Source organism: Corallococcus sp. CA049B (genome assembly GCF_003611685.1).
Classification (GTDB): Bacteria; Myxococcota; Myxococcia; order Myxococcales; family Myxococcaceae; genus Corallococcus; species Corallococcus coralloides.
The window spans coordinates 12,412-36,581 of the sequence record NZ_RAWC01000072.1; the positions used below are offsets into that span (position 1 = coordinate 12,412).

Consider the following 24,170-nt stretch of genomic DNA (forward strand, 5'->3'; position numbering starts at 1 on the left):
CAAACATTTGAACAGGAACGGGTGTTCAGGGGATTCCCACGGCCCGCCTCACCTGGTCCATCAGGCGGGTGGCTTCCGCCCGGGCGCGGTCGGCGCCGTCCTTGAGGATGCGCTCCAACTCGCCGGGGTCGTTGAGCAGCTCCTGGCGGCGCTGGCGGGCGGGGCCGAAGGTGACGTGGAAGGCGTCCAGGAGCTTCTTCTTGAAGTCGCCGTAGCCCTTGCCGCCGGCCTTCCAGGACGCGTCCACGTCGGAGAACTCGCCGGGCGGGAGCATCAGCTTGAGCAGGTCATACAGCGGCGCGTCCACAGTGGGCTTGGGCGCGTCCACGGGCGTGGAGTCCGTCTTGATGGACATGATGCGCTTCTTGATGTCCTTCTCCTCGCCGAACAGCTCCAGCGTGTTGCCGTAGGACTTGGACATCTTCTGTCCGTCGATGCCGGGCACCGTGGCGGCGTTCTCCTGCACGAAGGCGGCAGGGAGCTTGAGGATGCCGGGCGCGTGGCCCCGCTCCTTGCCTTCCGGATCCGCCGGGTCGTAGCCGGGGACGTACTGGGTGTTGAACTTCACGGCCCAGTCGCGCGCGAACTCGATGTGCTGGATCTGATCCTTGCCCACCGGCACCTGATCCGCGCTGTAGAGCAGGATGTCCGCGGACATGAGCACGGGGTACGCGTAGAGGCCGAAGTCCGGGCTGATGCCGCGGGCGACCTTGTCCTTGTAGCTGTGCGCGCGCTCCAGGTGGGCCTGGGGCACCACGGTGCCGAGGATCCAGTTGAGCTCCAGCACCTCCTTCACGTCGCTCTGGCGGAAGAGGACGGCCTTCTTCGGATCCAGGCCCAGCGACAGGTACGTGAGCGCCGCGTCGCGCGTCAGCTCCAGCGCGAGCTTGGGATCCCGCACGGTGGTGAGCGCGTGGTAGTTGGCGATGAAGTAGTAGGCCTCGCCCTGGTCCTGGAGCTGCACGAACTGCCGCATCGCCCCGTAATAGTTGCCGATGTGCAGCTTTCCGGACGACTGGACGCCTGAGAGAATCCGCATCGCGATTCGCGCTCCCAATGACGGGTGGAGGACAGGGCTCGTTCGCACACCCGCCGTCATGCTGCAACCTTCCGTTGGGACAGGTGGGCCCTTTCAATGCCTGACACTCGCGCGCCCGGCTTCTCTGGAACATTTCGCCCGGGCAGGAAAAGTCCAGCAGTTTCAGGGGGTTGAGACGTCTCAAGTCTCCCAGGTACCCTGGCGGCCGGCGCAGCACATCGGACCGCCTTGGAGGGCGCCCACGGATGGAAGCGTTCACAGGAAACCTGGCCAGCTACCGGCTCCAGTTGGTGTTGCCCCCGCTGTTCGCGACGCCTGGGGTGGAGGGGACGCTGCGGGTGGAGCGGGGCGCGGTGCGCCGGGAGTTCTACCTGCGGGACGGGCACCTGGTGGGGGTGGCCTCCACGGATCCGAGGGAGCACCTGGCGCAGGTGCTGGTGAACCTGCGCATCCTGGAAGCGCCCCGGGCGGCGGCGGCGTTCGAGGCGGCGGAGGGGGCGAACCTGCCCTACGGCACGTTCCTGGTGCAGCGCTGTTTCGTGGAGCTGTCGCAGCTGACGGAGGCGATGGAGCACAAGGCGCGCGAGGCGCTGTTCGACTGCTACGCCTGGGAGTCGGGCGAGGTGGAGTTCACGCCGGGGTTGCCGCTGTCCGGGCGGGCGGTGGGCCTGCGGCTGCCATTGAGCACGCTGCACCGGGACGCGGTGGCGCGGGTGCAGGAGTGGGCGCAGTTCCGGGACATCTTCCCGCGCCTGGACACGACGTTCCGGGTGTTCCGCGAGTTCGCGGTGGAGACGTTCTCAGAGGAGGAGGACGTGCTCCTGGACCTGGCGGCCGGAGGCGCGACGCTGGGCGAGCTCTTGGCGAGCGCGAGGGAGGCGCCGTTGTTCGCGGCGCGCTGGGTGCTGCACCTGTACCGGCGGGGAGCGCTGGCGCCGCACCGGTCGAAGGGCCTCACGGTGGGCGAGTCCACGGAGTTCACGGAGCTGCTGGCGCTGGTGCGCGCGTTCCTGTCGTCGCGCAAGTACGACCTGGCGGTGGCGTTGGCGGCGCAGGTGCTGGAGCGGGGGCCGGTGCCGGAGGCGCACGCGCTGTACCGCGAGGCGGAGGTGGGGCTGACGCTGGCGTTGAGTGACGCGCTGTTCGCGTTGGACGGGAGGCTGGTGTTCGAGCCCATCCCCCGCCCTGCCCCGGCGGATCTGACGGCGGACGACCTGTATCTGTATTCGAAGTTGAGGGGCAGCCGGAGCATCCGTCAGGCCCTGCGCACGGCGGCCATGGGCGAGCTGGCGGCGTCACGGTCCGTGGAGCGGTTGAGGGCCGCGGGGTTGATCCGCGTGGCGCCGTTGGCGCCGGGAGCGCCGGAGCCTGGGCTCAGGCGCACGACGACGGATCCGTACGGGTTGAACCTGGGGGACCTGGGCGGGAGCTGAGGGCTGGAGGGCGCGTTCAGGGGAACTTGAGCGCGCCCTCGCGCCACGCCTTGAGCGCGTACAGTGCAGGGGTTCTGTTGGGCCCCGGACGAGCCGCGAGCCAAAGAAGGACGGGCTCGCCATGCTCGGGTGCGAACTCCAGGGCATGTGTCGCGACGAAGGACCGGATGATCTCGTCCTTGCTGTGAAGCAAGGGAAGGAGCAGCGAAGTGGCTGCCCGGCGTCGAAGCTCGCGATACACCCCCGTTACTCTGTCCTGGGCGCGATTGGCGGACCGTGAGTCCGCAGCATCCAGCGCCTGTCCATACGCGACCGAGCCTTCCTCGTACCACCTGACGAGATCTTCGATACTGGCCTTCTGAAACTTGCGGGCACTCATGGAGGACTCAGTAGTGCGCTCAGGGGAATTCGAGCGTGCCCTCGCGCCAGGCCTTGAGCGCGTATTCCGCAGCGAGCCCATTGATCCCCGGACGCTTTGCGATCCAGAGCAGTACCGGCTCGCCACGCTCGGGAGCGAACTCCAGGGCGTGGACCGCAACGTTGGTTCGGACGGTTTCGTTCTCGCTCTGGAGGAGAGTAAGGAGCTGGGACGTTTCACCACGGCTCCGAAGTTCCCGGTACGCCCCTGTGATTTTGTCCTGGGCGCGATTGGCGGACCGCGAGTCCGCAGCATCCAGGGCTTGTTCGTATGCGACCGAGCCCTCCGCGTACCACTGGACGAGTTCTTCAACACTGGCCTTCTGAAATTTTCGGGCACTCAAGGCTCGACTCCAATGCGCATGAGCGTCTTCATGCCAAAGTCCCATTGGGTCTGGAAAGACTGGCTGCTCAGCCACTGCCGCACCGTCTGCGTTCTGGAAATACGAAAATCCTTGGACGAGTAGTACCCACTGATCCGCTGGTGGGCGGCTTCGTCGATCGCGATCACGTTCTCGGTGTTGTGCAGGGCCTGGGGGCCGAAGCGCCGCACGTTGCCGTCCGTCTGCTCGACGATGTGGTGCCACTGCTTCCCTGTCCCCGCGGGTCCTCGGGCCCGCTTCAGGGCGCTGAAGGAGTTCCAGGAACGCACCCCGCCTGGCGTGGTGCTGGCCGGAGGCTTGGCCGCCATGGCGACCGCCGTGGACGGCAGGGAGAGCGTGATGACTCCGCCCGAGACGGACACCGCCCTCACCTGCTCAAGGCTCGCGACGTTGACGCCAACGCGCGAAGCCACCGCCGCGCCTCCCGGGAAGTTCGGCAGCGTCGCGAGCCGGGCCGCCAGCAACGAGGCACCACCGGTCATCCCATGACTCACCGCGACGGTGGTCGCGAGGACCAGGACTCGCGCGATGGATGGACCGACCCGGGCTGCGAAGCGCTGTCCGGACGCATCCAGCTCCTTCCAGGTGGTGGCCCCGTCCGTCGCGAGCTTCAGCTCCTGGCTTGCCTCAATCAGCTCCAGGAACGTCTCCGCGCCCAGGTAGAGCAGGAGCAGCACGGAGATGACCGCGGCGGCCTTGGTGAAGGCAGGCTCGGGATTCGCGGCCAGCGCGGCCCAGGTCACGAGGCCCGTGGCAATGGCCGAATAGAAGAGCTGCGGTGCCAGGGTCTCCTCCACGGCCCTGGAGATGCTCTCCTTGAGTGGGTCCAGGGACAGTGCGAGCGCCACGCCGAACTTGTCCCAGTCGCTCAGCCCCATCACGTCTTCGAGCAACGAGATGCAGTTGCCCCGCCGGAGTCCCGGCTCGCAGAAGCCCCCAAAGGCACGGTCCGAATCCCCCGTGGAATAGGAGGCGCGCACCCAGTCGCCTGACCTCGAAGCCCGGAGGCGCAGGGGTGTCACCAGCACCAGCTCCGTCAGCGCCTCCTCAAATGCACCCTCCCCCACCGTCACCACCCGGACGGGAGATGGCGGGCTGTACTCGATGGGAGCACCTTCGCCCGTATCCAGCCGCACCCTGCCCCTCGGGGAGGCGCAGGCACTGAGCAAGACGAGAAGCAGGACGGCGAGCTGAACTCGAAATGTCATGTGTCCCTTTCCCTAGCGTGTGGCTTGACCCAAGGGGAAGCCCAGGCTGGAACCGAGGGCCAGTGCCATTGGATGGCGCGGCGGTTTCCTAAACCGCAGGCCATGGGTACGCGTCATGAGAGACCCCAGCGAAGGAGCGCGGATGGATCAGGCAGCCTGTGAGCGAATCCCCCCCGTAGAGGTGCTCGAACGGACAGCGGGCTACATGGAGGACTCCGTAGTGCGCTCAGGGAAACTCGAGTGTGCCCTCGCGCCACGCCTTGAGCGCGTAATGCGCAGCAATCCCATTGAACCCTGGTCGTTTCGCGATCCAGAGCAGCACCGGCTCACCGAGCTCGGGAGCGAACTCCAGAGCATGGGCCGCGACGTGGGTTCGAACGGTTTCGTTCTCGCTCTTGAGCAGGGGGAGAAGCTGGGACTCCGCACCACGACTCCGAAGCTCCCGGTAGGTTCCTGAGATCTTGTCAGCGGCGCGATTGGCGGAACGCGAGTCCGCGGCATTCAGGGATTGTTCGTATACGACCGAGCTCTCCGCGTACCACTGGACGAGTTCTTCGATGCTGGCCTTCTGAAACTTTCGGGCGCTCAAGGAATGGCTCCAAATCGCTTGAGAGTCATCATGCCGAAGTCCTTCTGGGCCTGAAACGACTGCGTGCTCAACCATTGCCGCACAGTCTGCGAGCCCGTGAGGGCGGGGGCCTTCGATGAATAGTATCCGCTGATCCGTTGGTGGATGGCTTCGTCGATGGCAATCACGTTGTCGGTATTGTGCAGGGCCTGGGGGCCGAAGCGCCGCACGTTGCCGTCCGTCTGCTCGACGATGTGGTGCCACTGCTTCCCTGTCCCCGCGGGTCCTCGGGCCCGCTTCAGGGCGCTGAAGGAGTTCCAGGAACGCGCCCCGCCTGACGTGGTGCTGGGCGGAGGCTTCGCCACCATGGCGACGGCCGTGGATGGCAGGGAGATCGTGATGACTCCGCCCGAGACGGACACCGCCCTCACCTGCTCGAGGCTCGCGACGTTGACTCCTACGCGTGAGGCCACCGCCGCGCCTCCCGGGAAGTTCGGCAGCGTCGCGAGCCGGGCCGCCAGCAACGAGGCACCACCGGTCATCCCATGACTCACCGCGACGGTGGTCGCGAGGACCAGGACTCGCGCGATGGATGGACCGACCCGGGTTGCGAAGCGCTGGCCGGATGCATCCAGCTCCTTCCAGGTCGTGGCTCCGTCCGTCGCGAGCTTCAGGTCCTGGCTCGCGTCAATCAGCTCCAGGAACGTCTCCGCGCCCAGGTAGATGAGCAGCAGAGCTGAGATGACCGCGGCGGCCTTGGTGAAGGCAGGCTCGGGATTCGCGGCCAGCGCGGCCCAGGTCACGAGGCCCGTGGCAATGACCGAATAGAAGAGCTGCGGTGCCAGGGTCTCCTCCACGGCCCTGGAGATGCTCTCCTTGAGTGGGTCCAGGGACAGGGCGAGCGCCACGCCGAACTTGTCCCAGTCGCTCAGCCCCATCACGTCTTCGAGCAGCGAGACGCAGTCACCCCGCCGGAGTCCCGGCTCGCAGAAGCCCCCAAAGGCACGGTCCGAATCCCCCGTGGAATAGGAGGCGCGCACCCAGTCGCCTGACCTCGAAGCCCGGAGGCGCAGGGGTGTCACCAGCACCAGCTCCGTCAGCGCCTCCTCGAAGGCACCCTCCCCCACCGTCACCACCCGGACGGGAGACGGCGGGCTGTACTCGATGGGTGCACCGTCACCGGTATCCAGCCGCACCCTGCCCCTCGGGGCGGCACACGCACCAAGCAAGGCGAGGAGCAGGACAGCGATCTGGACTCGAAAGGCCATGGACCCCTCCGGGTCCACTCCCTAGCGTGTGGCTTGACCCGAGGGGAAGCCCGGGCGGTTTCCTGAACCGCGAGTGCGCGTCCACGCCCGGCCTGGCGAGGAGGCCCATGCCTGGCTCCGGACGATGAACGTCGTGAGCAAGGAAAGCCCCGTCGCGGGCTTCGTGCGCTGAAGCGGCTTCAGCGCGCGTCGGGCATCTTCCTGTCGGACACCAGCACCCAGACCGATTCCGTCTTGTCGCTGTAGAACAGCGTGATGGCCACGTGGCGCGCGCCGTGCGCAAAGCGGAAGACGAAGCCGAACGTCTGGTAGAGCTTCTTCTCCCGCACGCCCTCCTGGAACAGGCCGAAGAACTGCCGCACGCGGGTGCACGGCGCGACGTCGTAGAAGAAGTTCTTGCCGATCTGCTCGCGCGCCTGGATGCGCGCCAGCGCGGCCTCGGTCCGGTTGAACTTGAGGATCCGGCCCTGCCCGTCGAGCTGGATCATCCCCAGCGGCAGATGATCCAGCTCCAGCTCCGACATGCCGTCGACGCGCTGGATGAGCGCGTCAATCGACTCCATGGAGGTGGCTTGCAGGGGAACGGGTTCGCCAGAGGGGGGCGTGTGCGGGGTCGGGTTCATGCGCGAACCGTAGAAGATGTCCGCACCCGCACGTCCGTGCGATGGCGGTGTCCAACGTTTGATCGTTGGATGGTGTGCTTCCTCGCCCGTGCAATCCTCCGCTATCGGACGGAAGCCCTCGCCCGGCTCAGCTGTCCCAGTGGATGTCCAGCCACTTCAACGTGGGGATCTCCACCTGGAACGGGGTGAGCATGAGCTTGCGGTAATCCATCACCACCTGGGTCATCTTCTTCTCCAGGAACCTCCGGACCTCGGCGTTCTTCTCGAAGTAGTCGTCGATCCGCTTCAGGGCGTCCTGGATGCCCCGGATCTCCGTGCCGGTGTAGCCGTTGGTGAACTCGTCCCGCGTCCGCACGAGCATGAGGAAGGTGGTGAGTTCATCCGCGACGACCGGGGGGATGAACTCGTAGTGCATGGCGATGAAGGCGGCGATCTCGTTCTTGGTGCCGCCCAGGAAGTTCGCGTTCGTCGGATCCAGCGAGGCGCCACTCAGGCTGTTGCAGTACGCCCGCATCACGTCCTTGAGCGCCGCCAACTGGCGCACGTCCGCGACGGATTGGATCTGGTAGTTCGTCAGGGGCTTCAGCTTGCTCCCGAGCTCCCCTTGCGGTGGGACGAGCATGAAGGACGCCGCGCCCAGGACGTCGATGCGGCAGCGCTCGGAGAACTTCTTGCGCAGCCCGATGGCCGCCTCCTTCAGCGCCCCCTTCCGCTTCGACAGGCTCCGGAAGAGCCAGCCTTCGTCGTAGATGGCCTCCAGCTTCGGGTCGTCGACCTTGTTGGACTTCACGTCCACCAACTTGCTGTCGACCAGCAGCTTCGCCACCCCGGACGGGCTGTCGTTCACCTCATTCCCGATGCAGTAGACGTAGACGTGGACGTCGTCGAGGGTGGTGAGCAGCGTCTTCGACTTGTTGCTCTCCACCTTGTAGGCCTTCACCTGGAGGGTCAGGCCCCCGGTGCTTTCGACCTCCGAGTAGCTCACGTTCTTCTGGAAGGTCGACGTGACCCCCTGGTTCAGGAGGGTCCCGTTGTCGGCGAGCTTGGGGGCATTCACGAGCAGGGAGTTGGCGAGGATGTTCACCCCGGAGCGCACCAGCCAGTGCACCTTGTGGCCGTACCGGATGGCCTGCTCGACCGCGTCGATGGCCGCGTTTCCGCCCTGGATGCAGATGGTCTTGCCCGTCGCCCCGCTTGTCGCCAGGTAGCGCATGAGCTGATCCATGTCCATGATCCGCCGGTCCTGCTCCCAGTTCTCGGGGGCCTTGATGCCGTTGGCCTCCGTGGGCTTGAGGTAGCTCCCGTTGCCCGTCATCAGGAGCAGCTCGCGGGCCTTGATGGGCTCATTCACCTTCTCGAACTCCGCGGGCGTGAAGGTGATCTCGAAGTGCTTGTCGTCCTCGCCTCCGTCGTCCTTGAACTCGATCTTCGTCACGTGTCCCCAGAGCCGGGTCAGGCCCAGGTTCATGGCGCGGCCGATCACGTCCAGCCACTCGTCCTTGAAGCTCTCGCGGGTCGTGTAGCCCTGGGACTGCGCGAACAGCTCCTCCTCGCCGACCACGGGGTTGCTCGTGCTGAAGACCTTCTGCCACTCCTCCTTCACCTTGGTCCGGGTCTGGGAGTTCTGGAAGGAGGAGAGCGGCCGGGTGCTGATCACCTGGCGGGTGTGATTGACGACGTAGTTGCTGCCGCGCCCCGTTTGCGTGTCGGTCTTGTTGATGTGCCACGGGTTGCTCATGCCGATGAGCACCGTGTTCGCGAACAAGGCGCGCTTGGACGTGAGGTCCAGGAGCGACTTGTCCTCCGGGGCCTTCTTCATGTCGATGTCCTTGTCACCGACGAACATCAGGTGCTCAAGCGCCTTCTTGCGGGACTCCAGGTTCTCGATTTCACCGAACTGCTTCGTGAGCTGCTCCCGGATGCCCGACGTGAGGTCGGACCCCATGCGCGCATCGAGGTAGTACATGGCACCGCCACCAGCACCGATGATGGCCTTGTCGAAGATGGGCATGAGGTCCTTCCTGAGGTCACGGGCCTACTGGCCGTTGTACTTGAGGTCGCGAGGGTTGACGGGCGGCGTGCCGCGGAGCAGGTCGACGGCCTCGAAGGCCTTCATGCCGCTGTTGCCCTGCGTCGCCGCCTGCCACGCGGGCAGCGACTTGAAGGCGAACACCATGTCGAAGTCCATGGGCACCGTCCCGGGATCCAGCGGCACGTTGCCCGGGTTGTCCTGGAACCACTTCATCCAGGCCGCGGAGCCGGGCTGCTCGAGCACGAGGGCGTCATTGTTCGGCCCCACGACCGTCGGCGGCATCGTGGTGGTGGGCAAGAGGAACGTCTTCATGGGCCACTCGGCCACGCTGTGGCAGCTCATGCACGACGAGGCCTGCACGGCCGGGACGATCTGCCCGTTGATGGAGGCCGGCGCCACCACCGCGCCGTCGTTCGGGCCGGACAGGCGGCCGCCCCACCCCAGCGTCGCCGTGGAGTACGCGGGCGCCGCGGGGTTGATGACCGTCTCCTGCAGCGGCGTGCCCGGGTTCAGCGTGGAGTTGACGTTGGGATCATCCCCCCACATCGCGCCCAGGGGGATCATCTTGTCCCACGGGGTTCCCGGCACCCGCATGTCGTAGACGAGCGTGGAGAACACCCAGCCCGTCTTGGGCGACGTCTTGCTGTCCTTGACGATGATGTCGAACTGCATGATCGACGCGTTCATCGTCACCGGCTTCGCGTTCGACGGCCCGTTGGGCGGCGGCACGTAGACGGGCCACAGCGACGCGCCCTGCATCACCGGCCAGTCCTTGGCCAGCGCGCTGGTCAACGCCACCTTGATGACGATGGACCCTTCCGGGAACTGCGCGGACGTGTTGGTGAGCGTGGGCGTCATCGCCGTCTTGCCCCACACCTGCCCCAGCGCGTACGCCGCCACCTTGTCGTAGTAGGTCAGCACGTACGTCGTCATGTCGACCTTGAGGCCGGACGCGGCGAAGGTGGCCGCGGGGAACTCGGAGCCCACGTACGTGCCGTGGATGCTCTCGCGGATGGAGGCGAGCCACGGCTCGTTGTACCAACCCTCCTTCGCCGCGTCCCACCGGGGGTAGTTGTAGAGCAGCGTCTGCATGGACGGCGCGATGTAGGCCTTCAGCGCGTTGACGTACGCGAGCGCGTTGGCCTTGGAGATGGGCTGCCCCTTGAGCGCGGCGATCCACGGCGGGTTGGCCGGCGGCGCCACGGGCGCCTGCGGATAGTCGTGGCTCAGGCTGAACATCGGGCCCGAGTACTGCCAGGACGGCGGGATGTTGCCGTTGTTGTCCGCGAAGGGGTTCGCGTTCACGGAGTTGCGCTCGAACGCCTCGCGGGCCGCGGCGAACGGCGTGCGGGCCTTGCCGGGCTCGGCGGGCGCGGTGGCGGAGACCGGCACCACCTTGGCGGTGGGGGCCTTCTTGGGCGGAGCCTTCGCTTCCGCCGCGTCGGCCTCCGGCACCTTGCAGCCAGAGAGGGACAGCGCCACGCAGCCGGTGAGGCCGAGGACGCCTGACATCAGGGATTGACGAGAACGCTTCATGGACGAGCAGACCTTCGTGGGCCACACCGCGCCCGAGTGGGGTGGAACGCGACGACCGTGCGACTGGGTGACGGACGCCATGTCCGCCGCCGCCGTCCTGCACTGCACACGGCGATCCACTTCCCGGGAATGCGTCCTTTCCTCTGCGAACCAGCTTCGGCGCAACGCGCCCGCGCCCGCAAGCGCGTCTTCACCGCAAGCGATTGCGTTCGCGCGCGACGCACGCCCCGCGCCCCTCCCCGCGGTCCAGGGTCCCCGTCACCCCGGAACGAACGCGCGCTCGACTCCCGGCGTCACGGCGCGGGCGGGCGCTTGCGCGCGGAGGGCTTGGGCTTGAACGCGTCGCTGCGCGGGTGGAACTCGTCGTACACCTTGCGAAGGCGGGCGCCGTTGACGTGCGTGTAGATCTGCGTCGTCGCCAGGTCCGCGTGGCCCAGCATCTGCTGCACCGCGCGCAGGTCCGCGCCGCGCTCCACCAGGTGCGTGGCGAACGAGTGGCGCAGCTTGTGCGGCGACAAAGGCTTCAGGATGCCGGCCTTCAGCGCGTAGCGCTTGAGCAGCTTCCAGAAGCCCTGCCGCGTGAAGCCTCCGCCGCGCGGCGTGACGAACAGCGCGTCCGCCTGGCGCTTGCCCAGCAGCTCCGGCCGCGACCGGGACAGGTACTCCTGGACCTTCTCAATCGCCACGCGCCCCAGCGGGACGATGCGCTCCTTGGAGCCCTTGCCCCGGGTGACGAGGTAGCCGGACGTGAGCTGCACGTTGTTGAGCTCCAACGTGCACAGCTCCGTCACGCGCAGGCCGGTGGCGTAGAGCACCTCGATCATCGCCTTGTCGCGAAGGCCCGTGACGGTGCGCTCGTCGGGCGCGGCGAGCAGCTGCTCCACCTCCTCCAGCGTGAGGAACACGGGCAGCTTCCGGGGCGACTTCGGCGTGTCCACGTCCTCCGTGGGGTCCTTGTCCGCCATCCGCTCCGCGACGAGGAAGCGGTGGAAGACGCGCAGCGCGGCCAGGTGGCGCGCCTGGCTGCGGCGGCCCAGGCCCCGCTTGCCCAGCGTCACCAGGTGCGCGAGCACGTCCTCCTGCTTTACGCGCGCCACGTCGTCCTTGCCGCGCGACCGCAGGTCCTCGAAGTACACGGTGAGGTCCGCCGCGTAGGCGTCCACCGTCTTGCCGGACAGGCCCCGCTCCGCGCGGATGAAGGCGATGAACGCGTCGAGCAGTCCTTCCATGGTCCCAGGGAGGCTACCGGACGTGCTCCCGAGGGCAACTCCCTGACGGCCCCACCCGCCACGCCGTTGCCTTCACCCCGGGAAGCGGTCCACCCTGCCGCCTCCCACACTCGAGGAGTGACGAAGATGCGTGCACAGGCATGGATGTGGATGGCGGTCCTCACGCTGGGCAGCGTGGGCACGGCGGCCCTGGCGCAGACGCCCGCGCCCACGGCGACGGCGCAGAAGACCCGCACGGGCAAGGTGAGGAGCGTGAGCCCGTCCAGCATCCAACTGGAGGGCGCCACCGCGGACGCCCCGCCGCTCACCTACGTGGTGGACACGACGAAGCCCCAGCTGGCGCAGACCCTCCAGGGCATCCGGGCCGGGGACTCCGTGAAGCTGACCTACGCCCCCAACGACGTGGGCGCGAAGGTCGTCACGGACGTGCGGAAGCAGTAGCCGCCCGGCGGCGGCCCCCAGGCACCTTCAGGCCTGGGGCTCCGCCGAGGCCTCCTGGGCGTGCGCGCGCTCCAGCGCCTCCACCACCCAGGGCCAGCCCACCAGGATGTTGCCCGGCGAGCGCAGGCACGCGTCCGCCACCGCCAGCACCTCCGCCGGCCGCGAGCGCACCGCCAGCGCCAGGTGGCGGCTCAGGAACGGGTGCGGCAGGTAGCTCAGGTTGTGATGCCGCACCGGCACCCAGCGCAGCGTGGGCTTCCCCGTGAAGCGCTCCACCGCGTACGCCACCGCCTGCGCCAGCACCTCCAACGCGTAGAACGGCAGCCGGAACGCGCACGTCAGGAAGGCCACCAGCGCGCTCGCCGCCACCGCGCCCGCGAAGGACACCGTGGAGGCGCTGCTCCACACCAGCATGGGCACCAGGCTGGTGGCGATGGCCGCCACCTGCACGTTGCGCACGGACGGGCCGCGCCCGCTGGACAGGCCTCCAATGCTCCCCGCGGACAGGCCGGACACGATGCCCAGGCACAGGCCCACCGTCATCGCCGCCCCGCCGCCGTGCTCCGGACCGAACGCGCCGCCCGCAGTGGCGTGCAGGCCCGCCAGCATGGACACGCTCGCCAGCGAGCCCAGCAGCACCCCGGACGCGAGCCCCGACACCAGCGCCACCACCAGCCCCACCGCGCTGCACAGCGCCGCGGAGACCAGGTACACGCCCCGCATCGGCACGCCCATCAGCCGCAGCCCCAGCCCCGCGAGCACCGTGAGCGCGGGCGACAACACGACGAGCAAGAGCAGCATCCGCGCCACGAAGGCCCCGGCGGCGCGGCCTCCTTCGGCCTGTTCGCGCCACAGCTGCCCGATGCGGCCCGCGGGCGAGCGGATGCCCGCCTCGCGCAGCCGGTAATGCAAATCAATGGGTCGGAACACCAACAGGCCCAGCAGCGCGAGCGCGCCCGGCACCCGCTCTGGTGAGTCGACGACAGGCGTTGCTGGTAAGTCCCCCTCGGCCAAGACTTCCCCCTCTGGAAAGGATTTCAGGACTCCAGACTACCCTTGCCTTGCCTGAGGATTTCAAGCGTATCGCCTATCAGTGAAACCACCGTGGACGGCTCGTTCAAGGTGACGCCCCCGTCCAGGATCAAATCCAGCCCATGCCCCAGCGCCGTCTTGATGTCCCGTGCGTCAGAAAGAACCGTACCATTGGTATGGGTTGCTGACGTGGTGATGAGCGGGCGGCCGAGCGCCTTCGCCAGCTCGCGGGGCAAGGCGGCGTCCGGCACGCGCAGGCCCACCTGCTTCTGCTTCGTCATCATCACCTCCGGCACCAGGCGCGTGGCCTCCAGGATGAAGGTGAAGGCCCCCGGCGTGAGCCCCTTCATGGCGCGGTAGGCGAAGTTGCTCACGTGCGCGTAGCGGGCCACGTCCGACAGGTCCGGGCATAAAAGTGACAGCGGCTTTTTCTTGTCCCGGCCTTTGAGCTGGTACAGCCGCTCAATGGCTTTCTTGGCGTTCAAGTCACAGCCGAGCCCGTAGTACGTGTCCGTGGGGTAGGCGATGAGGCCGCCCTTCTCCAGCACCTCCACCGCGCGTGCGACATGGCGGGGCGAGGGGTGGTCCACGTCCACCTCGAGGATGGGAGCGACGGCGGCGGGCATGACGGAGGGCTCCTGGCAGAGGCCACCCCCGGGGTGAGGGGGTGTGCCCCCACTATGCGCCGCCGCCCGCCTCCTCCGCACGGATTTCGCCACTGCCCAGCAGCGCGCGCCGGGTGAGGACGGGCCCCACCAGCTCGTGCGCGGTGATCATCGCGATGATGAGCACCTCCACCTGCGGTCCGAAGGTCGGGAAGGTGCGCGACACCAGGGCCGCCAGGCCGAACGTCACGCCCGCCTGGGAGATGAGCCCCATCCACAGGAAGCGCTTGAGGCGCGGGTCCTCCGCGGGCGCGAACCTGCGGCACGCGCCCCAGATGGCCAGGCCGCGCAGCGCCACGAGCATCAGCGCGGCGGGCCCCACGGTCACCAGCGCGTCCAGCTTCAGCCCCGCCCCCGCCGCGGCGAAGAAGAGCGCGAACACCGGCAGGCCCGCCTGGTTGATGGCCTGGTGGATGCGCCGGCCCTCGCGCTCGTCCAGGTTCGCGATGAGCGCCCCGGCCGCCAGCGACACCAGCAGCGGCGACAGGTGCAGCCGCGCCCCGCCCTCGGCCGCCGCGAACGACAGGCCCACGAGGAACAGCGGCAGCTCGCGGTTGACGCCCCGCATGTACAGGAGCATCGCCACCGCCAGCAGGCACCCCACCGCCACGGAGCCGAACAGCTCCCACCCCACCCCGCCCACCAGCGCGGCCAGGTCCAGCCCGTCGCCGAACGTCGCGCGGGTGACGCCCGCCGCCAGGCCGAAGGCCACCATCACGAACAGGTCCCCGATGATGACCAGCGCCATCAGGAACTCCGTGAAGGGGCCGCGCGCGGACGTCTCCTGCACGATGGCGATGGTCACCGTGGGGGAGAACGACACCACCACCGTGGACATGAGCGCGCTCACCGCCAGCGCCTGCGGCACCGTCATGGGGGTCAGGAAGGGCAGCACGGGCTTGAGCGCGAACGTCGCCCCGAAGCACACCGCGAACGTCACCCCGCACACCGCCGCGCAGAGCAGCGCCACGCGCGCGCCCACCCGGCGGATGAGCCCCAGGTGCAGCTCCGTGCCCGCGACGAGCGCGATGAGGCTCACCGCCAGCCCCTTCACCAGCTCCAGCCCCTTCACGCCCGCGTTGGGGATGAAGCCCAGCGCGTACGGCCCCACCGCCACGCCCACCAGCAGGTAGCCGGTGAGGCGCGGCAGGCCCATGCCCTTGGCCACCTTGCCCGCGAACAGGCCGCACAAGAGCAGCGCGCCCGCCGCCAGCAGCACCGGCGTGCCCGCGTCCGCGCGCACCACCTGCGCCTGGGTGATGGCCGCCAGAAGCCCCATCAGCAGCAGCAACCGGAAGATGGACCCCTTCACGCCGCCACCCCCGCGTCACCCGCGGAGGCCGTGTCCCGCGAGGCCGTGTCCCTGCGCTCCGCGGACAGCACGTGCCGGAAGGCCCCGTGCGCGAGCATCTCGTTGACGACCGCGCCCACCGCCACCACGTCCAGCACCCGCTGCGACAGCGAGCCCGGCACCAGCAGCACGTACTCCGCCACCAGGCACAGCGCCAGGCCGCCCTGGGGGATGAGCACGTAGCCGAAGCGCGGCGGCAGATCCAACACGCCCGCCGTGAGCCGCTGCGCGAACCGCCCCCCCAGCACCTTGCCCAGGAAGCGCAGCCCCACGAACGCGGGCAGCAGCGCCCAGGCGGACACGTCGCGCGCGTGGATGTGGCTGCCCACCAGGAACACCAGCACCAGGTACGTGGGCCGCTCCACGCGCGAGAGCGCCCGCGCCACCCGCTCCGCCGTGCGCCCGCCCATCAGCGCCAGCGTCGCGCCGCAGGCCACGCCCGCGAGCAGCGACGACAGCCGCAGGTACGCCGCCGCGCCGCCCACCAGCGCCACCATGCCCAGCGTCACGGTGGTCTGCTCCGCCAGGTCCTTCAGCGAATACGTGAGGAACGCCAGCAGCGCCCCGCACGCCACGCCCAACAGCAGCGCCAGCGCCAGGAGGCCCAGCCCTTCCGCCGCGTTGCCGGTGACGCCCAGCACCAGGCCCAGCGCGAGCACGCCCAGGCCCACCGCGTCGTCCATCATCGTGAGCAGCGCCACGCCCAGGCCCCGCGCGCGCTCCATCCGTCCGTTGCGGTAGCCCAGCACCGCGAAGTGGCCGGAGGACAGGCTGGCCGCGGCGCCCAGGAGCGCCGCCGCGCCCACCGCCACCATGGGCCTCAAGCCCATGGACAACAGCAGCGGGACGGACAGGGGCAGCGCGACGAAGAGGAACGCCGTGCCCGCGTGCGCGAGCGCCGCCGCGTACACGGGCCGGGGCAGCAGCCGCAACAGCCGGGGCTCCAGGTTGAGCCCCAGGAGCACGCCCCCCGTCCCCAGCCCCAGCGCCACCAGCGGGCTCAGCGACTCCAGGTTGCGCGCGGTGAGCACGCCCAGGAGGGAGGGACCCAGCAGGGCCCCGAAGATGAGGAACAACAGGCCGCTGGCCGCCAGCTGCGCCAGCGCCGGGAAGCGGCCCGGGTCCAGGAGCGACCGGCTGGACGCGAGCAGCGACAACGCCGCGACGATGAGGAAGACGAGCAGCGCTTGCACGCGACGTGCTTACACCCGTGCGCCCCCGCGCGTCATCCACGCCGATGCGTGGGCGCCGCCAGGACAGGCAGGGCCACCAGTCGACCCATGGGTGGGTCGTCCGCGTCCATCTCCAGCTGCACGCGCTGGAGCATGCGATCCAGATCCTCCTGCGGGAGGTCTGGCAGCACGCTCACCAGGACGATGCGATCTTCGTCCGCGCCGAGCGCGAGGCTGCGCAGGCCGGCGAACACCGGGACCTCCGCGGACAAAGCCGCGGCGGCGCTGCGCGCTCGGATGACCATCGGTTCCGGGATGCCGAACTCCCGGAGCCGGCGGATCGCCCGCTCGGTCGTCTCCACCTGTTCGAGGAACGTGATGACCAGGTACACGCGGCCGTCATACCGGAAGACCGCGCTTCCTGTCCCCCGTTACTCGTTGCCGCCCGGCTGCGCGGGCTCTTCCGGCGTCGCCGCCGGAGCGGAGGTGCCCTCGGACGCGGGGGGATTCCCGGCCTGGCCCTCCATGGCGGCGCGGGCGGCGCGCTTGCCCTCTTCGATCAGCTTCTTGACCTTCTGCCCGCCCTTGCGGCCGATCTCCTCATAGAAGTTCGGACCGCGGGTGGCCTTGACGCGATCGCCGCCCTTCTTGCCGATCTCCTCATAGAACTTCGCGCCGCGCTCGGCCTTCACGGTCTCGCCGCCCTTGCGGCCGATCTCCTCGTAGAAGGAGCGTCCGCGCTCGGCCTTCACCGTCGCTCCGCCCTTGCGGCCGATGGTCTCGTAGAACTCGCGACCGCGCTCGTTGCGGACCGTCTCGCCGCCCTTACGCCCGGCCTCAGCCACCGTCATGCTGCCCTTGTTGTCCTTGTCCGACATGTCCGTGTCTCCTCTCGTGACTGCCCAACCCCGTCCGCGCCTTGGTGTCCCTTGCCTGAAACCTTGGGACGGAAGCGCCCCGATGCAAGCAAGCTCCGTACACCGCCAGCCGTTCTCTCCTGACATTGCATGCATAATCCCCAAGGATTTCGCGCGCTTGTCAGGCCTGCTGGGCATCCGGACGGGACGGGTGATTGCCCGGCAGGACGCTCTCGTTGTTCACAACAATTCAGCCCACGTTGCCGATTCCCTGCTCGGATCCCACCTTGTGCGCAACGCCTGACACATCGGTCCGGCGGGTGTGGGGGAGGTTCTTTTGGCGAGCGTCAGGAGTGGGCTGAAGACCTGGTTGCGGATCCTCGCGCCCATGGTCGTCTCCATTGGCGGTCTGGTGATGCTCCGGCTGTTGGGGCCGGACTTCATCGATCAGCGCACCATCCGGGAGCTGCTGCTCCCCCTGGGCGACTACGCCCCCGTGGCGTACGTGGCCTTCCTGGCCGTGCGGCCCCTGACGCTCCTGCCCGGTCAGGTCCTCACCGCGGTGGGTGGGATGATGTTCGGAACCCTCGCCGCCACGCTCTATTCACTAACGGGCAGCTTCCTGTCCGCCACCCTGCTCTACTTCGTTGCTCGCAAGCTGGGCACGCGGCCCATGCAGCGGCTGTGCGGCAGCAAGTACCCGGCCATCGCCAAGGCGGCGCGGCGGCACGACTTCCAGTTCACGTTCCTGGCGTGCCTCAATCCCTTGTGCCCCACGGACATCATGCTGATCGCCGGAGCGGCGAGCGGCGCGCGCTTCTGGCCCTCCGTGCTGGGCGTGGTGTTGGGCACCATCCCGGGCACCTTCCTCACCGCGCAGTTCGGCAGTGGCCTGGCGCAGGGCCGCACGGTGATGACCGCCGTGTCCGCCGTGGGCATGGTGGTGTCGCTGGTGCTGGGCGTCATCTTCGGCCGCCGGTTCTACAAGGAGGTCAACGGGGCGTCGGTGGAGGTGCCCGCGCCCGAAGCGGAGGCCCCGCGCGGCCTGCCCGCCACGAAGGAAGCGCTCAACCCGCAGTGACGGTGCGCAGCTCCTCCACCAGGTGTTGGAGGAGCGCGCGGACGCGGGGGAACGCAACTTCACGGGCCAGATGCGGATAACCTACCCAGACCCACTGCCCCCGGTGGCTGGAGGTTCCCATGAGCACGATCGACCGCACCCGTTCCCTCGCCGTGCCGTCCTCCACTTCGAAGACGGCCGCGGAGCCGCTCGCGAAGAAGCCGGTGGCGCATCAGCTCGCGTTCCAGAAGTCCTCCTTCGAATCCTCGCCGGCGCAGAAGAACAGTCTGCTGGGCGGCCTCATTGACGCGGCGGTGGGCGGCATCAAGGACATCCCCCGCTTCGTGGAGATGGGCGCGAACGTCTTCAACGCGACCACGGTGAAGGAGATCACCAGCCTCTTTGGCGGCGCGAAGCCGGACCGCGCGCAGGATGGCATGTTCGTGGGCGCGGGCGGCAAGGTGCTCCCGGCGACGACGAAGCTGGGCGACGTGCCGGGCATCACGCCGAAGAACAACCCGAACCCGGACAAGACGATCCTCTACGTCAACGGCATCATGACGCCGACGGCGGGCCAGGTGAGCGAGATGCAGGCGCTGGCGAACAGCTCCGGCGCGAAGGTGGTGGGCATCCACAACGCGACCGAAGGACTGGTGAAGGACCTGGGCCAGTGCGTGACGGACAAGCTGGACAAGGGCAAGAACCCCGCCGTGGACACGCTGGCGGACACGCTCTACTCGGAGCTGAAGGCCGGCCGCGACGTGCACCTGGTGGGCTACAGCCAGGGCGGCCTCATCACGGCGCGCGCGCTGAACGACGTGGCGAAGCGGCTGCGCGTGGAGGACGGGCTGTCCCCCGCGCAGGTGGAGGCGAAGCTGAGCCACCTGCAGGTGGAGACCTTCGGCGCGGCGTCCACGAAGTACCCGGACGGCCCGCGGTACGTGCACTACGTCAACAACGCGGACCCGGTGCCCACGCTCACCGGCCTGGGCGGCGACGTGGATCCGCTGGCCTTCCTGAAGGACGCGGGCAAGGGCGCGGTGGTGCACCGCTTCACCGACGGCAACCTGAACCCCCTCAGCAACCACATGCTGGACACGCTGTACCTGAAGCACCGCGTGGACTTCGACCAGGCCCGGCAGAACCAGTTCTAGTTCCAGGGCATGAGGCGCCGGGCCGCGGCTAGGATGCCGCGCCCATGAAGCCCTTCCCTGTCGCAACCGCCCTCACCATCGCCGGCTCGGACAGCGGCGGTGGCGCGGGCATCCAGGCCGACCTCCGCACCTTCTCCTTCCACCGCGTGCACGGCACCAGCGCCGTGACGGCCATCACCGCGCAGAACACGCGAGGCGTCACGCGCGTGGACCTGCTCCCGCCCGAGTCCGTCACCGCGCAGGTGGACGCCGTCGCGTCGGACATGCGCGTGGACGCGGTCAAGGTGGGCATGCTGGCCCAGCGCCCGCTGATAGAAGCCGTGGCGGAGCAGCTGGCCCGCGTGTCGCTGGGCCCCATCGTGGTGGACCCCGTGATGGTGTCCCGCGCGGGCTCGCAGCTCATCGACGATGAGGCGGTGGAGGCGCTGCGCTCGCGCATGCTGCCCCTGGCGGCCATCCTCACGCCCAACCGCCATGAGGCGAAGCTGCTCGCGGGCATGGACATCCAGACGCTGGAGGACATGCGCGAGGCGGCCCGGCGCATCCACGCCCTGGGCTCCCGCGTGGTGCTGGTGAAGGGCGGCGGCATGCCGGGCGCGCTGCGCGGCACGGACGTGTGGTTCGACGGGACGCGGATGGAGACGCTGTCCGTGGCCCCCGTGGACACGCCGAACACGCACGGCACCGGCTGCACGCTGTCCGCCGCGATCGCCGCGAGGCTCGCGCTGGGCACCCCGCCGCTGGAGGCCGTGCGGCTGGCAAAGGAGTACGTCACGTCCGCCCTGCGCTATCCGCTCGCCGTGGGCCACGGGAACGGCCCCATCGGCCACTTCTTCCCGCTGATTCATGATTGAAATGCAATTAATTACATGTAATCGCAGACATCGCGACAGTGAAACATGTATTTTATTGATACATGTTTCATCAGGTGTGCCGCGACCCACTGAAAATACAATCATGTAGGCATGGTGGCCCTGTTCGGGCAGGTAGATGTGGGTCCTGATCGCCATTGTCCACCGACAAACGGCGCACCCCTCCCACCTGATCGCTGTTTCATGTAGGCATGGCCGATCAGAAACCCAGGACTGCTCGACCGTTCAGGCCGAGGACCACTGAAAATGGCTAAAAGTCTGTTCAGTGCCTGTTCAGGCGCCTGAGCGGGTCCGGAAAAAACCACGGAAAGACCGTTCAGTGCTTCGTCGCCCCGGAATCGAGCCCGTCGATGCCCGGCAGCCGCTGCGCGAGCAGCCCGAGCAGCTCTTGGGTGGACAGGCGGGCGGCGGCGTCCTTGCCCTCCAGCACGCCGGCCACCAGGGCCCGCTTCTGATCGTGGAGCGAAAGCATCTGCTCCTCGATCGTCCCGCGCGCCACCAGCCGGTAGACCGTGACGGGGCGCTGCTGGCCGATGCGGTGGGCGCGATCAGAGGCCTGATCCTCCACGGCGGGGTTCCACCAGGGGTCCAGGTGGATGACGCTGGTCGCGGCCGTCAGGTTGAGGCCGAAGCCGCCCGCCTTGAGTGAAATCAGGAACAGGGGCGCGTCGCCCTCCTGGAAGGCACGCACGCGGTCCGCACGTGCGCCAGCGGGGGTCGAGCCGTCCAGGTACTCGTAGGCGATGCCCTGGGCGTCCAGCACCTCGCGCACCAGCGCCAGGTGGGACGTGAACTGGCTGAACACCAGTGCACGGTGGCCCTCCTCGCGCAGCTCCTGGATGAGCTCCAGGAAGCGCTCCAGCTTGGAGGACTCCAGCTTGGACGCATGGTCGTACAGGCGCGGGTGCGACGCGAGCAGCCGCAGCCGCGTCAGCGCCGCCAGCACCTCGATGCGCCGCTCCTGGTCCTTCATCTTCGCCTTGCGCGTCTCCAGGTCGGACAGGGCCGCCAGGCGCGCGTCCTCGTAGAGCGTCCACTCCGGCGGGGACAGCACGACGGGCACGTGCACGTCCGTGCGCGGCGGCAGCTGCGCCTCCACCTGGCCCTTGGTCCGGCGCAGGAGGAACGGCTGGAGCACCCGGGCCAGCGCGGGCGCGGCCGTCGGGTCCACCTGCTTCTCAATCGGCGCGGCGAAGCGGTTGCGGAACGCCTCCAGGCTGCCCAGCAGCCCCGGGAAGACGACGGCGAAGAGGGCCCACAGCTCGCCCAGGTGGTTCTCCAGCGGCGTGCCGGACAGCGCGAACCGGAAGTCGCCCTGGAGCGCCCGCGCCGCGCGGAAGCGCTGCGTGGCCGCGTTCTTCAGCTGCTGGGCCTCGTCGAAGACGATGGTGGCGAAGCGCAGGGAGGCCAGCCGCTCGATGTCGCGCACGAGCAGGCCGTAGCTGAGCACCAGCACGTCGCGAGGCCCCAGCCGCTCCAGCGTGCCACCCCGGTCCTCCGCGTCGGAGAAGATCGTCACCTTCAGCGACGGCGCGAAGCGCTTCGCTTCATCCCGCCAGTTGAAGGCCACCGACGTGGGGGCCAGCACCAGCGCGGGCCCGTGCTTCGCGCGCTCCAGCAGCACGGCCAGGGCCTGCACCGTCTTGCCCAGGCCCATGTCGTCCGCGAGCACCCCACCCGCGTTCCACGACGCCAGCCGCGTGAGCCAGCGGAAGCCTTCGAGCTGGTAGTCGCGCAGCTCCGTCTTGAGCGCCGCGGGCACCCGGGGCTTCAGCTCCTTCGCCGCGAAGATGCGCTCGACCAGGGTCTTCCATGAAGCATCCGCGTCGATGAGCGCGCCCGCGGTGCCCAGCCCCGCCAGGGCCTCCGCGGCGGACGGGCCCACCTCCAGGCCGTGCTTCGACAGGTACGCGTGATCCGCCAGCTTCTCCAGCTGCTCGCGCAGCGCCGCTTCGATCTCCACCCACGTGCGCGCGTCCACCTGGACGAAGCGCTCCTTGCGCCGGGCCGCGTCCAGCAGCCGCGCCAGCTCCACCCGCTCGCCCTCCACGGCCAGCCCGCCCAGCACGCCGAACCACTCGCGCTTGCGCTCCAGGACGACCTTCAGGTCGCCCGCGCCCCGCTTGGGGACGAGCCGCATGGACGCGCCCACCCACTCCAGCTCCGGCCGGGGCTCCATCTCCGCGCACGCGGCCAGCACCGCCAGCCCGCCCTGCGCGCTGTGGAAGAGGAAGCAGAACGGCAGCTCCTGCGGCTCCGCCGTCTGCAAGGGCAGCCGGGCCTGGAGCGCCGCGGCCGCGGTCAGCTCGCGCCCGAAGTCGCGCACCGCGTGAAAGGACCGCGTGTCGCGCCGCACGTGCACGTCGCGAGGCCCCTCGCCGGGCAGGTACGCGGGGCCGTCCGGCAGCGCGCGCAGCCGCAGCTCCAGCCGCACCGCGCCCCCGGGCTGTCCTTCCAGCCGGAGCACCGGGAGCTGCTGAGGCGCGATGGATTCCCCCATCACGCTGCGGGGCATGGCCACCGGCAGGCGCACGGAGAGCTTCGACAGGTGCTCCAGCAGCGCCCCGTGACTCTCCGGGGGAAAGGCGTTGCCGTGCCGCTGGAGCACCGCGGCCATGGCGCGCACCTCCGGGCTCACGTCCAGCACCGTGAGCACGTGCGCGCCTTCGTCCCAGAGGAACACCGCGTCCTCGGGCTTCGCCTTGCGCACGCGCTCCAGCAGCGGCGCGGGCAGCACGGCGCCGTCCACGCCCGCGTTCACCAGCACGGTGCCGCCCCGGTCCTCGGCGACCAGGCCCACCTTCTCGCGCTCGATGCGCACGGGGAGGTCCTGCGTGCCCTCCAGCGACAGGCGCGGATGATCGATCAGCTCGAAGAGCAGCGCGCGTGACGCGGGGGCCGTGCTGTCGGAGAGCAGCGCGGCGATGCGCGAGTCCGCGGGGGAAAGCTGCGAGCCGTACTCCTGCAACAGCTTGCGCCGGGTGACCTTCGCCCCCGTCGTGCGCACGCCCTTCTTCGTGCGCCGGTGCACGTAGGGCGCGACCTCCACGCCGTACCCTTCGATGACGTCCAGCCGCCAGGAGAGCTCCACACCCCCGCCGCCGCCCGGGCTCTCCTCCACCGCCCGCTCCAGCGCGCGCAGCGTCCGGGCCCACGCGGGCCGCACCAGCTCCTCCAGCGTCTCGCCGAAGTCCTCCGTCCAGCGCTGCCGCAGCCACAGGAGCGCCGTGTCCACCGCCGCCAGCTGGTGCACGCAGAACGTGGCGCCGCACGAACAGTCCACCGTCACGCCGGAGGGACTGAACGTCAGCCGCGCCTCGGCGAGGATGAAGCCCGAGCCCGGCGGGGACACCGGCAGCTCGGAGATGCGCGCCTCCTTGAGGCGGAAGCCCGGCAGGTCCGGATCCTCCACCAGCGCCTCTTGGGACAGCGCGCGCTCCGGACGCGGCGCGATGCCCGGAGGCACGCGGGCGCGCCACGCCAGCAGCATCCCGTGGACCGTGTGCGTGCGCTCGTCCGCCGGGGGCACGAGCCGCTCCGCGACGGAGGCCCGGGCCTCGATGGCGCCCTGCCGCTCGTCCTCCACGTAGCGCCAGGCGAGCTTCGGCAGCAGGTCCCGCATGCGCGGCGTGGGCAGCATCTCCGCCGTCCAGCGGTCGAGCGTGTCCTGGGCCAGCACCTCCACCAGCCGGCGGCGGGAGATGACCGCGCGCACCTGCGGCAGGTACGCGGCCTCCACGCGAGGCGTGAGCAGCGCCAGGCTCAGGCGCGACAGGTGCTCCAGGCCCTCCGACCGCAGCCACGCGCGCAGGTCCGCCTCCGTCTGGAAC

22 protein-coding genes are annotated in these 24,170 nt (G+C 69.1%); 5 read left to right on the plus strand and 17 right to left on the minus strand.

Annotated features, from left to right (window positions below; translation table 11 throughout):
• Positions 1-25 precede the first annotated feature (25 nt).
• Positions 26-1,039 carry a tryptophan--tRNA ligase gene (trpS, locus tag D7W82_RS18005; protein WP_120619535.1) on the minus strand — a complete coding sequence of 338 codons (1,014 nt, stop codon included), beginning with the start codon at positions 1,037-1,039 and terminating at the stop codon, positions 26-28.
• Positions 1,040-1,284: 245 nt separating this feature from the next.
• On the opposite strand from trpS, the gene D7W82_RS18010 reads away from it, so the two are divergent.
• A complete protein-coding gene (locus D7W82_RS18010) occupies positions 1,285-2,472 on the plus strand; it encodes a DUF4388 domain-containing protein (protein WP_120619536.1) in 1,188 nt (395 codons plus the stop codon).
• A 16-nt stretch (positions 2,473-2,488) separates the two neighbouring features.
• Here the strand turns inward: D7W82_RS18010 and D7W82_RS18015 are convergent, their stop codons facing one another.
• The 9 genes from D7W82_RS18015 to xerD all read right to left on the minus strand — a co-directional run bounded on the left by D7W82_RS18015 (position 2,489) and on the right by xerD (position 11,736).
• Positions 2,489-2,851 (minus strand): hypothetical protein, encoded by a 363-nt coding sequence (locus D7W82_RS18015; RefSeq protein ID WP_120619537.1) that lies wholly within the window; start codon positions 2,849-2,851, stop codon positions 2,489-2,491.
• Between the two features lie 19 nt (positions 2,852-2,870).
• Positions 2,871-3,233, minus strand: a complete 363-nt coding sequence (locus tag D7W82_RS18020; protein ID WP_120619538.1) for a DUF2019 domain-containing protein — start codon at positions 3,231-3,233, stop codon at positions 2,871-2,873.
• Positions 3,230-4,408 carry a hypothetical protein gene (locus D7W82_RS18025; protein WP_233587749.1) on the minus strand — a complete coding sequence of 393 codons (1,179 nt, stop codon included), beginning with the start codon at positions 4,406-4,408 and terminating at the stop codon, positions 3,230-3,232. The genes D7W82_RS18020 and D7W82_RS18025 overlap by 4 nt, the downstream gene beginning before the upstream one ends.
• Before the next feature lie 298 nt (positions 4,409-4,706).
• The gene (locus D7W82_RS18030) at positions 4,707-5,069 is read right to left on the minus strand and encodes a DUF2019 domain-containing protein (protein ID WP_120619540.1); all 363 of its coding nucleotides are present in this window, start codon (positions 5,067-5,069) and stop codon (positions 4,707-4,709) included.
• Entirely contained in the window at positions 5,066-6,244 is a 1,179-nt protein-coding gene (locus D7W82_RS18035) for a hypothetical protein (protein WP_370451027.1), read from the minus strand. Before D7W82_RS18035 ends, D7W82_RS18030 begins: the two co-directional genes overlap by 4 nt.
• Positions 6,245-6,495: 251 nt before the next feature.
• Positions 6,496-6,879: a PAS domain-containing protein gene (locus D7W82_RS18040; RefSeq protein ID WP_233587754.1), complete on the minus strand. Its 384-nt coding sequence runs from the start codon at positions 6,877-6,879 to the stop codon at positions 6,496-6,498.
• A gap of 187 nt (positions 6,880-7,066) precedes the next feature.
• On the minus strand, positions 7,067-8,950 hold the full coding sequence (locus D7W82_RS18045; RefSeq protein ID WP_120619543.1) for a hypothetical protein: 1,884 nt from the start codon (positions 8,948-8,950) through the stop codon (positions 7,067-7,069).
• A 24-nt stretch (positions 8,951-8,974) separates the two neighbouring features.
• Positions 8,975-10,507 (minus strand): hypothetical protein, encoded by a 1,533-nt coding sequence (locus tag D7W82_RS18050; protein WP_147439378.1) that lies wholly within the window; start codon positions 10,505-10,507, stop codon positions 8,975-8,977.
• A gap of 293 nt (positions 10,508-10,800) precedes the next feature.
• Positions 10,801-11,736, minus strand: a complete 936-nt coding sequence (xerD, locus tag D7W82_RS18055; RefSeq protein ID WP_120619545.1) for a site-specific tyrosine recombinase XerD — start codon at positions 11,734-11,736, stop codon at positions 10,801-10,803.
• A 126-nt stretch (positions 11,737-11,862) separates the two neighbouring features.
• On the opposite strand from xerD, the gene D7W82_RS18060 reads away from it, so the two are divergent.
• Complete coding sequence (locus D7W82_RS18060) at positions 11,863-12,177, plus strand: hypothetical protein (protein WP_147439379.1); 315 nt, start codon at positions 11,863-11,865, stop codon at positions 12,175-12,177.
• Between the two features lie 27 nt (positions 12,178-12,204).
• On the opposite strand, the gene D7W82_RS18065 is transcribed toward D7W82_RS18060, so the two are convergent.
• The 6 genes from D7W82_RS18065 to D7W82_RS18090 are packed head-to-tail and all read right to left on the minus strand — an operon-like array spanning position 12,205 to position 17,275.
• Entirely contained in the window at positions 12,205-13,191 is a 987-nt protein-coding gene (locus D7W82_RS18065; protein WP_120619547.1) for a hypothetical protein, read from the minus strand.
• 23 nt (positions 13,192-13,214) lie between these two features.
• Positions 13,215-13,835, minus strand: coding sequence for an L-threonylcarbamoyladenylate synthase (locus D7W82_RS18070; protein WP_120619548.1), 621 nt, complete (start codon positions 13,833-13,835; stop codon positions 13,215-13,217).
• Positions 13,836-13,887: 52 nt separating this feature from the next.
• Complete coding sequence (locus tag D7W82_RS18075; protein ID WP_120619549.1) at positions 13,888-15,186, minus strand: cation:proton antiporter; 1,299 nt, start codon at positions 15,184-15,186, stop codon at positions 13,888-13,890.
• The gene (locus D7W82_RS18080) at positions 15,183-16,418 is read right to left on the minus strand and encodes a sodium:proton exchanger (RefSeq protein WP_120619550.1); all 1,236 of its coding nucleotides are present in this window, start codon (positions 16,416-16,418) and stop codon (positions 15,183-15,185) included. The genes D7W82_RS18075 and D7W82_RS18080 overlap by 4 nt, the downstream gene beginning before the upstream one ends.
• Positions 16,419-16,450: 32 nt before the next feature.
• Positions 16,451-16,789 (minus strand): hypothetical protein, encoded by a 339-nt coding sequence (locus tag D7W82_RS18085; RefSeq protein ID WP_120619551.1) that lies wholly within the window; start codon positions 16,787-16,789, stop codon positions 16,451-16,453.
• 39 nt (positions 16,790-16,828) lie between these two features.
• A complete protein-coding gene (locus D7W82_RS18090) occupies positions 16,829-17,275 on the minus strand; it encodes a general stress protein (RefSeq protein ID WP_120619552.1) in 447 nt (148 codons plus the stop codon).
• A gap of 286 nt (positions 17,276-17,561) precedes the next feature.
• On the opposite strand from D7W82_RS18090, the gene D7W82_RS18095 reads away from it, so the two are divergent.
• From D7W82_RS18095 to thiD, 3 genes are all read left to right on the plus strand, one after another.
• On the plus strand, positions 17,562-18,335 hold the full coding sequence (locus D7W82_RS18095; RefSeq protein WP_370451029.1) for a TVP38/TMEM64 family protein: 774 nt from the start codon (positions 17,562-17,564) through the stop codon (positions 18,333-18,335).
• Positions 18,336-18,454: 119 nt separating this feature from the next.
• A complete protein-coding gene (locus D7W82_RS18100; RefSeq protein ID WP_120619554.1) occupies positions 18,455-19,468 on the plus strand; it encodes a hypothetical protein in 1,014 nt (337 codons plus the stop codon).
• Between the two features lie 44 nt (positions 19,469-19,512).
• Positions 19,513-20,322, plus strand: a complete 810-nt coding sequence (gene thiD / locus D7W82_RS18105; protein WP_120619555.1) for a bifunctional hydroxymethylpyrimidine kinase/phosphomethylpyrimidine kinase — start codon at positions 19,513-19,515, stop codon at positions 20,320-20,322.
• Positions 20,323-20,656: 334 nt separating this feature from the next.
• On the opposite strand, the gene D7W82_RS18110 is transcribed toward thiD, so the two are convergent.
• Positions 20,657-24,170 (minus strand): DEAD/DEAH box helicase (locus D7W82_RS18110; protein WP_147439380.1); only part of this gene is annotated, 3,514 nt, incomplete at its 5' end.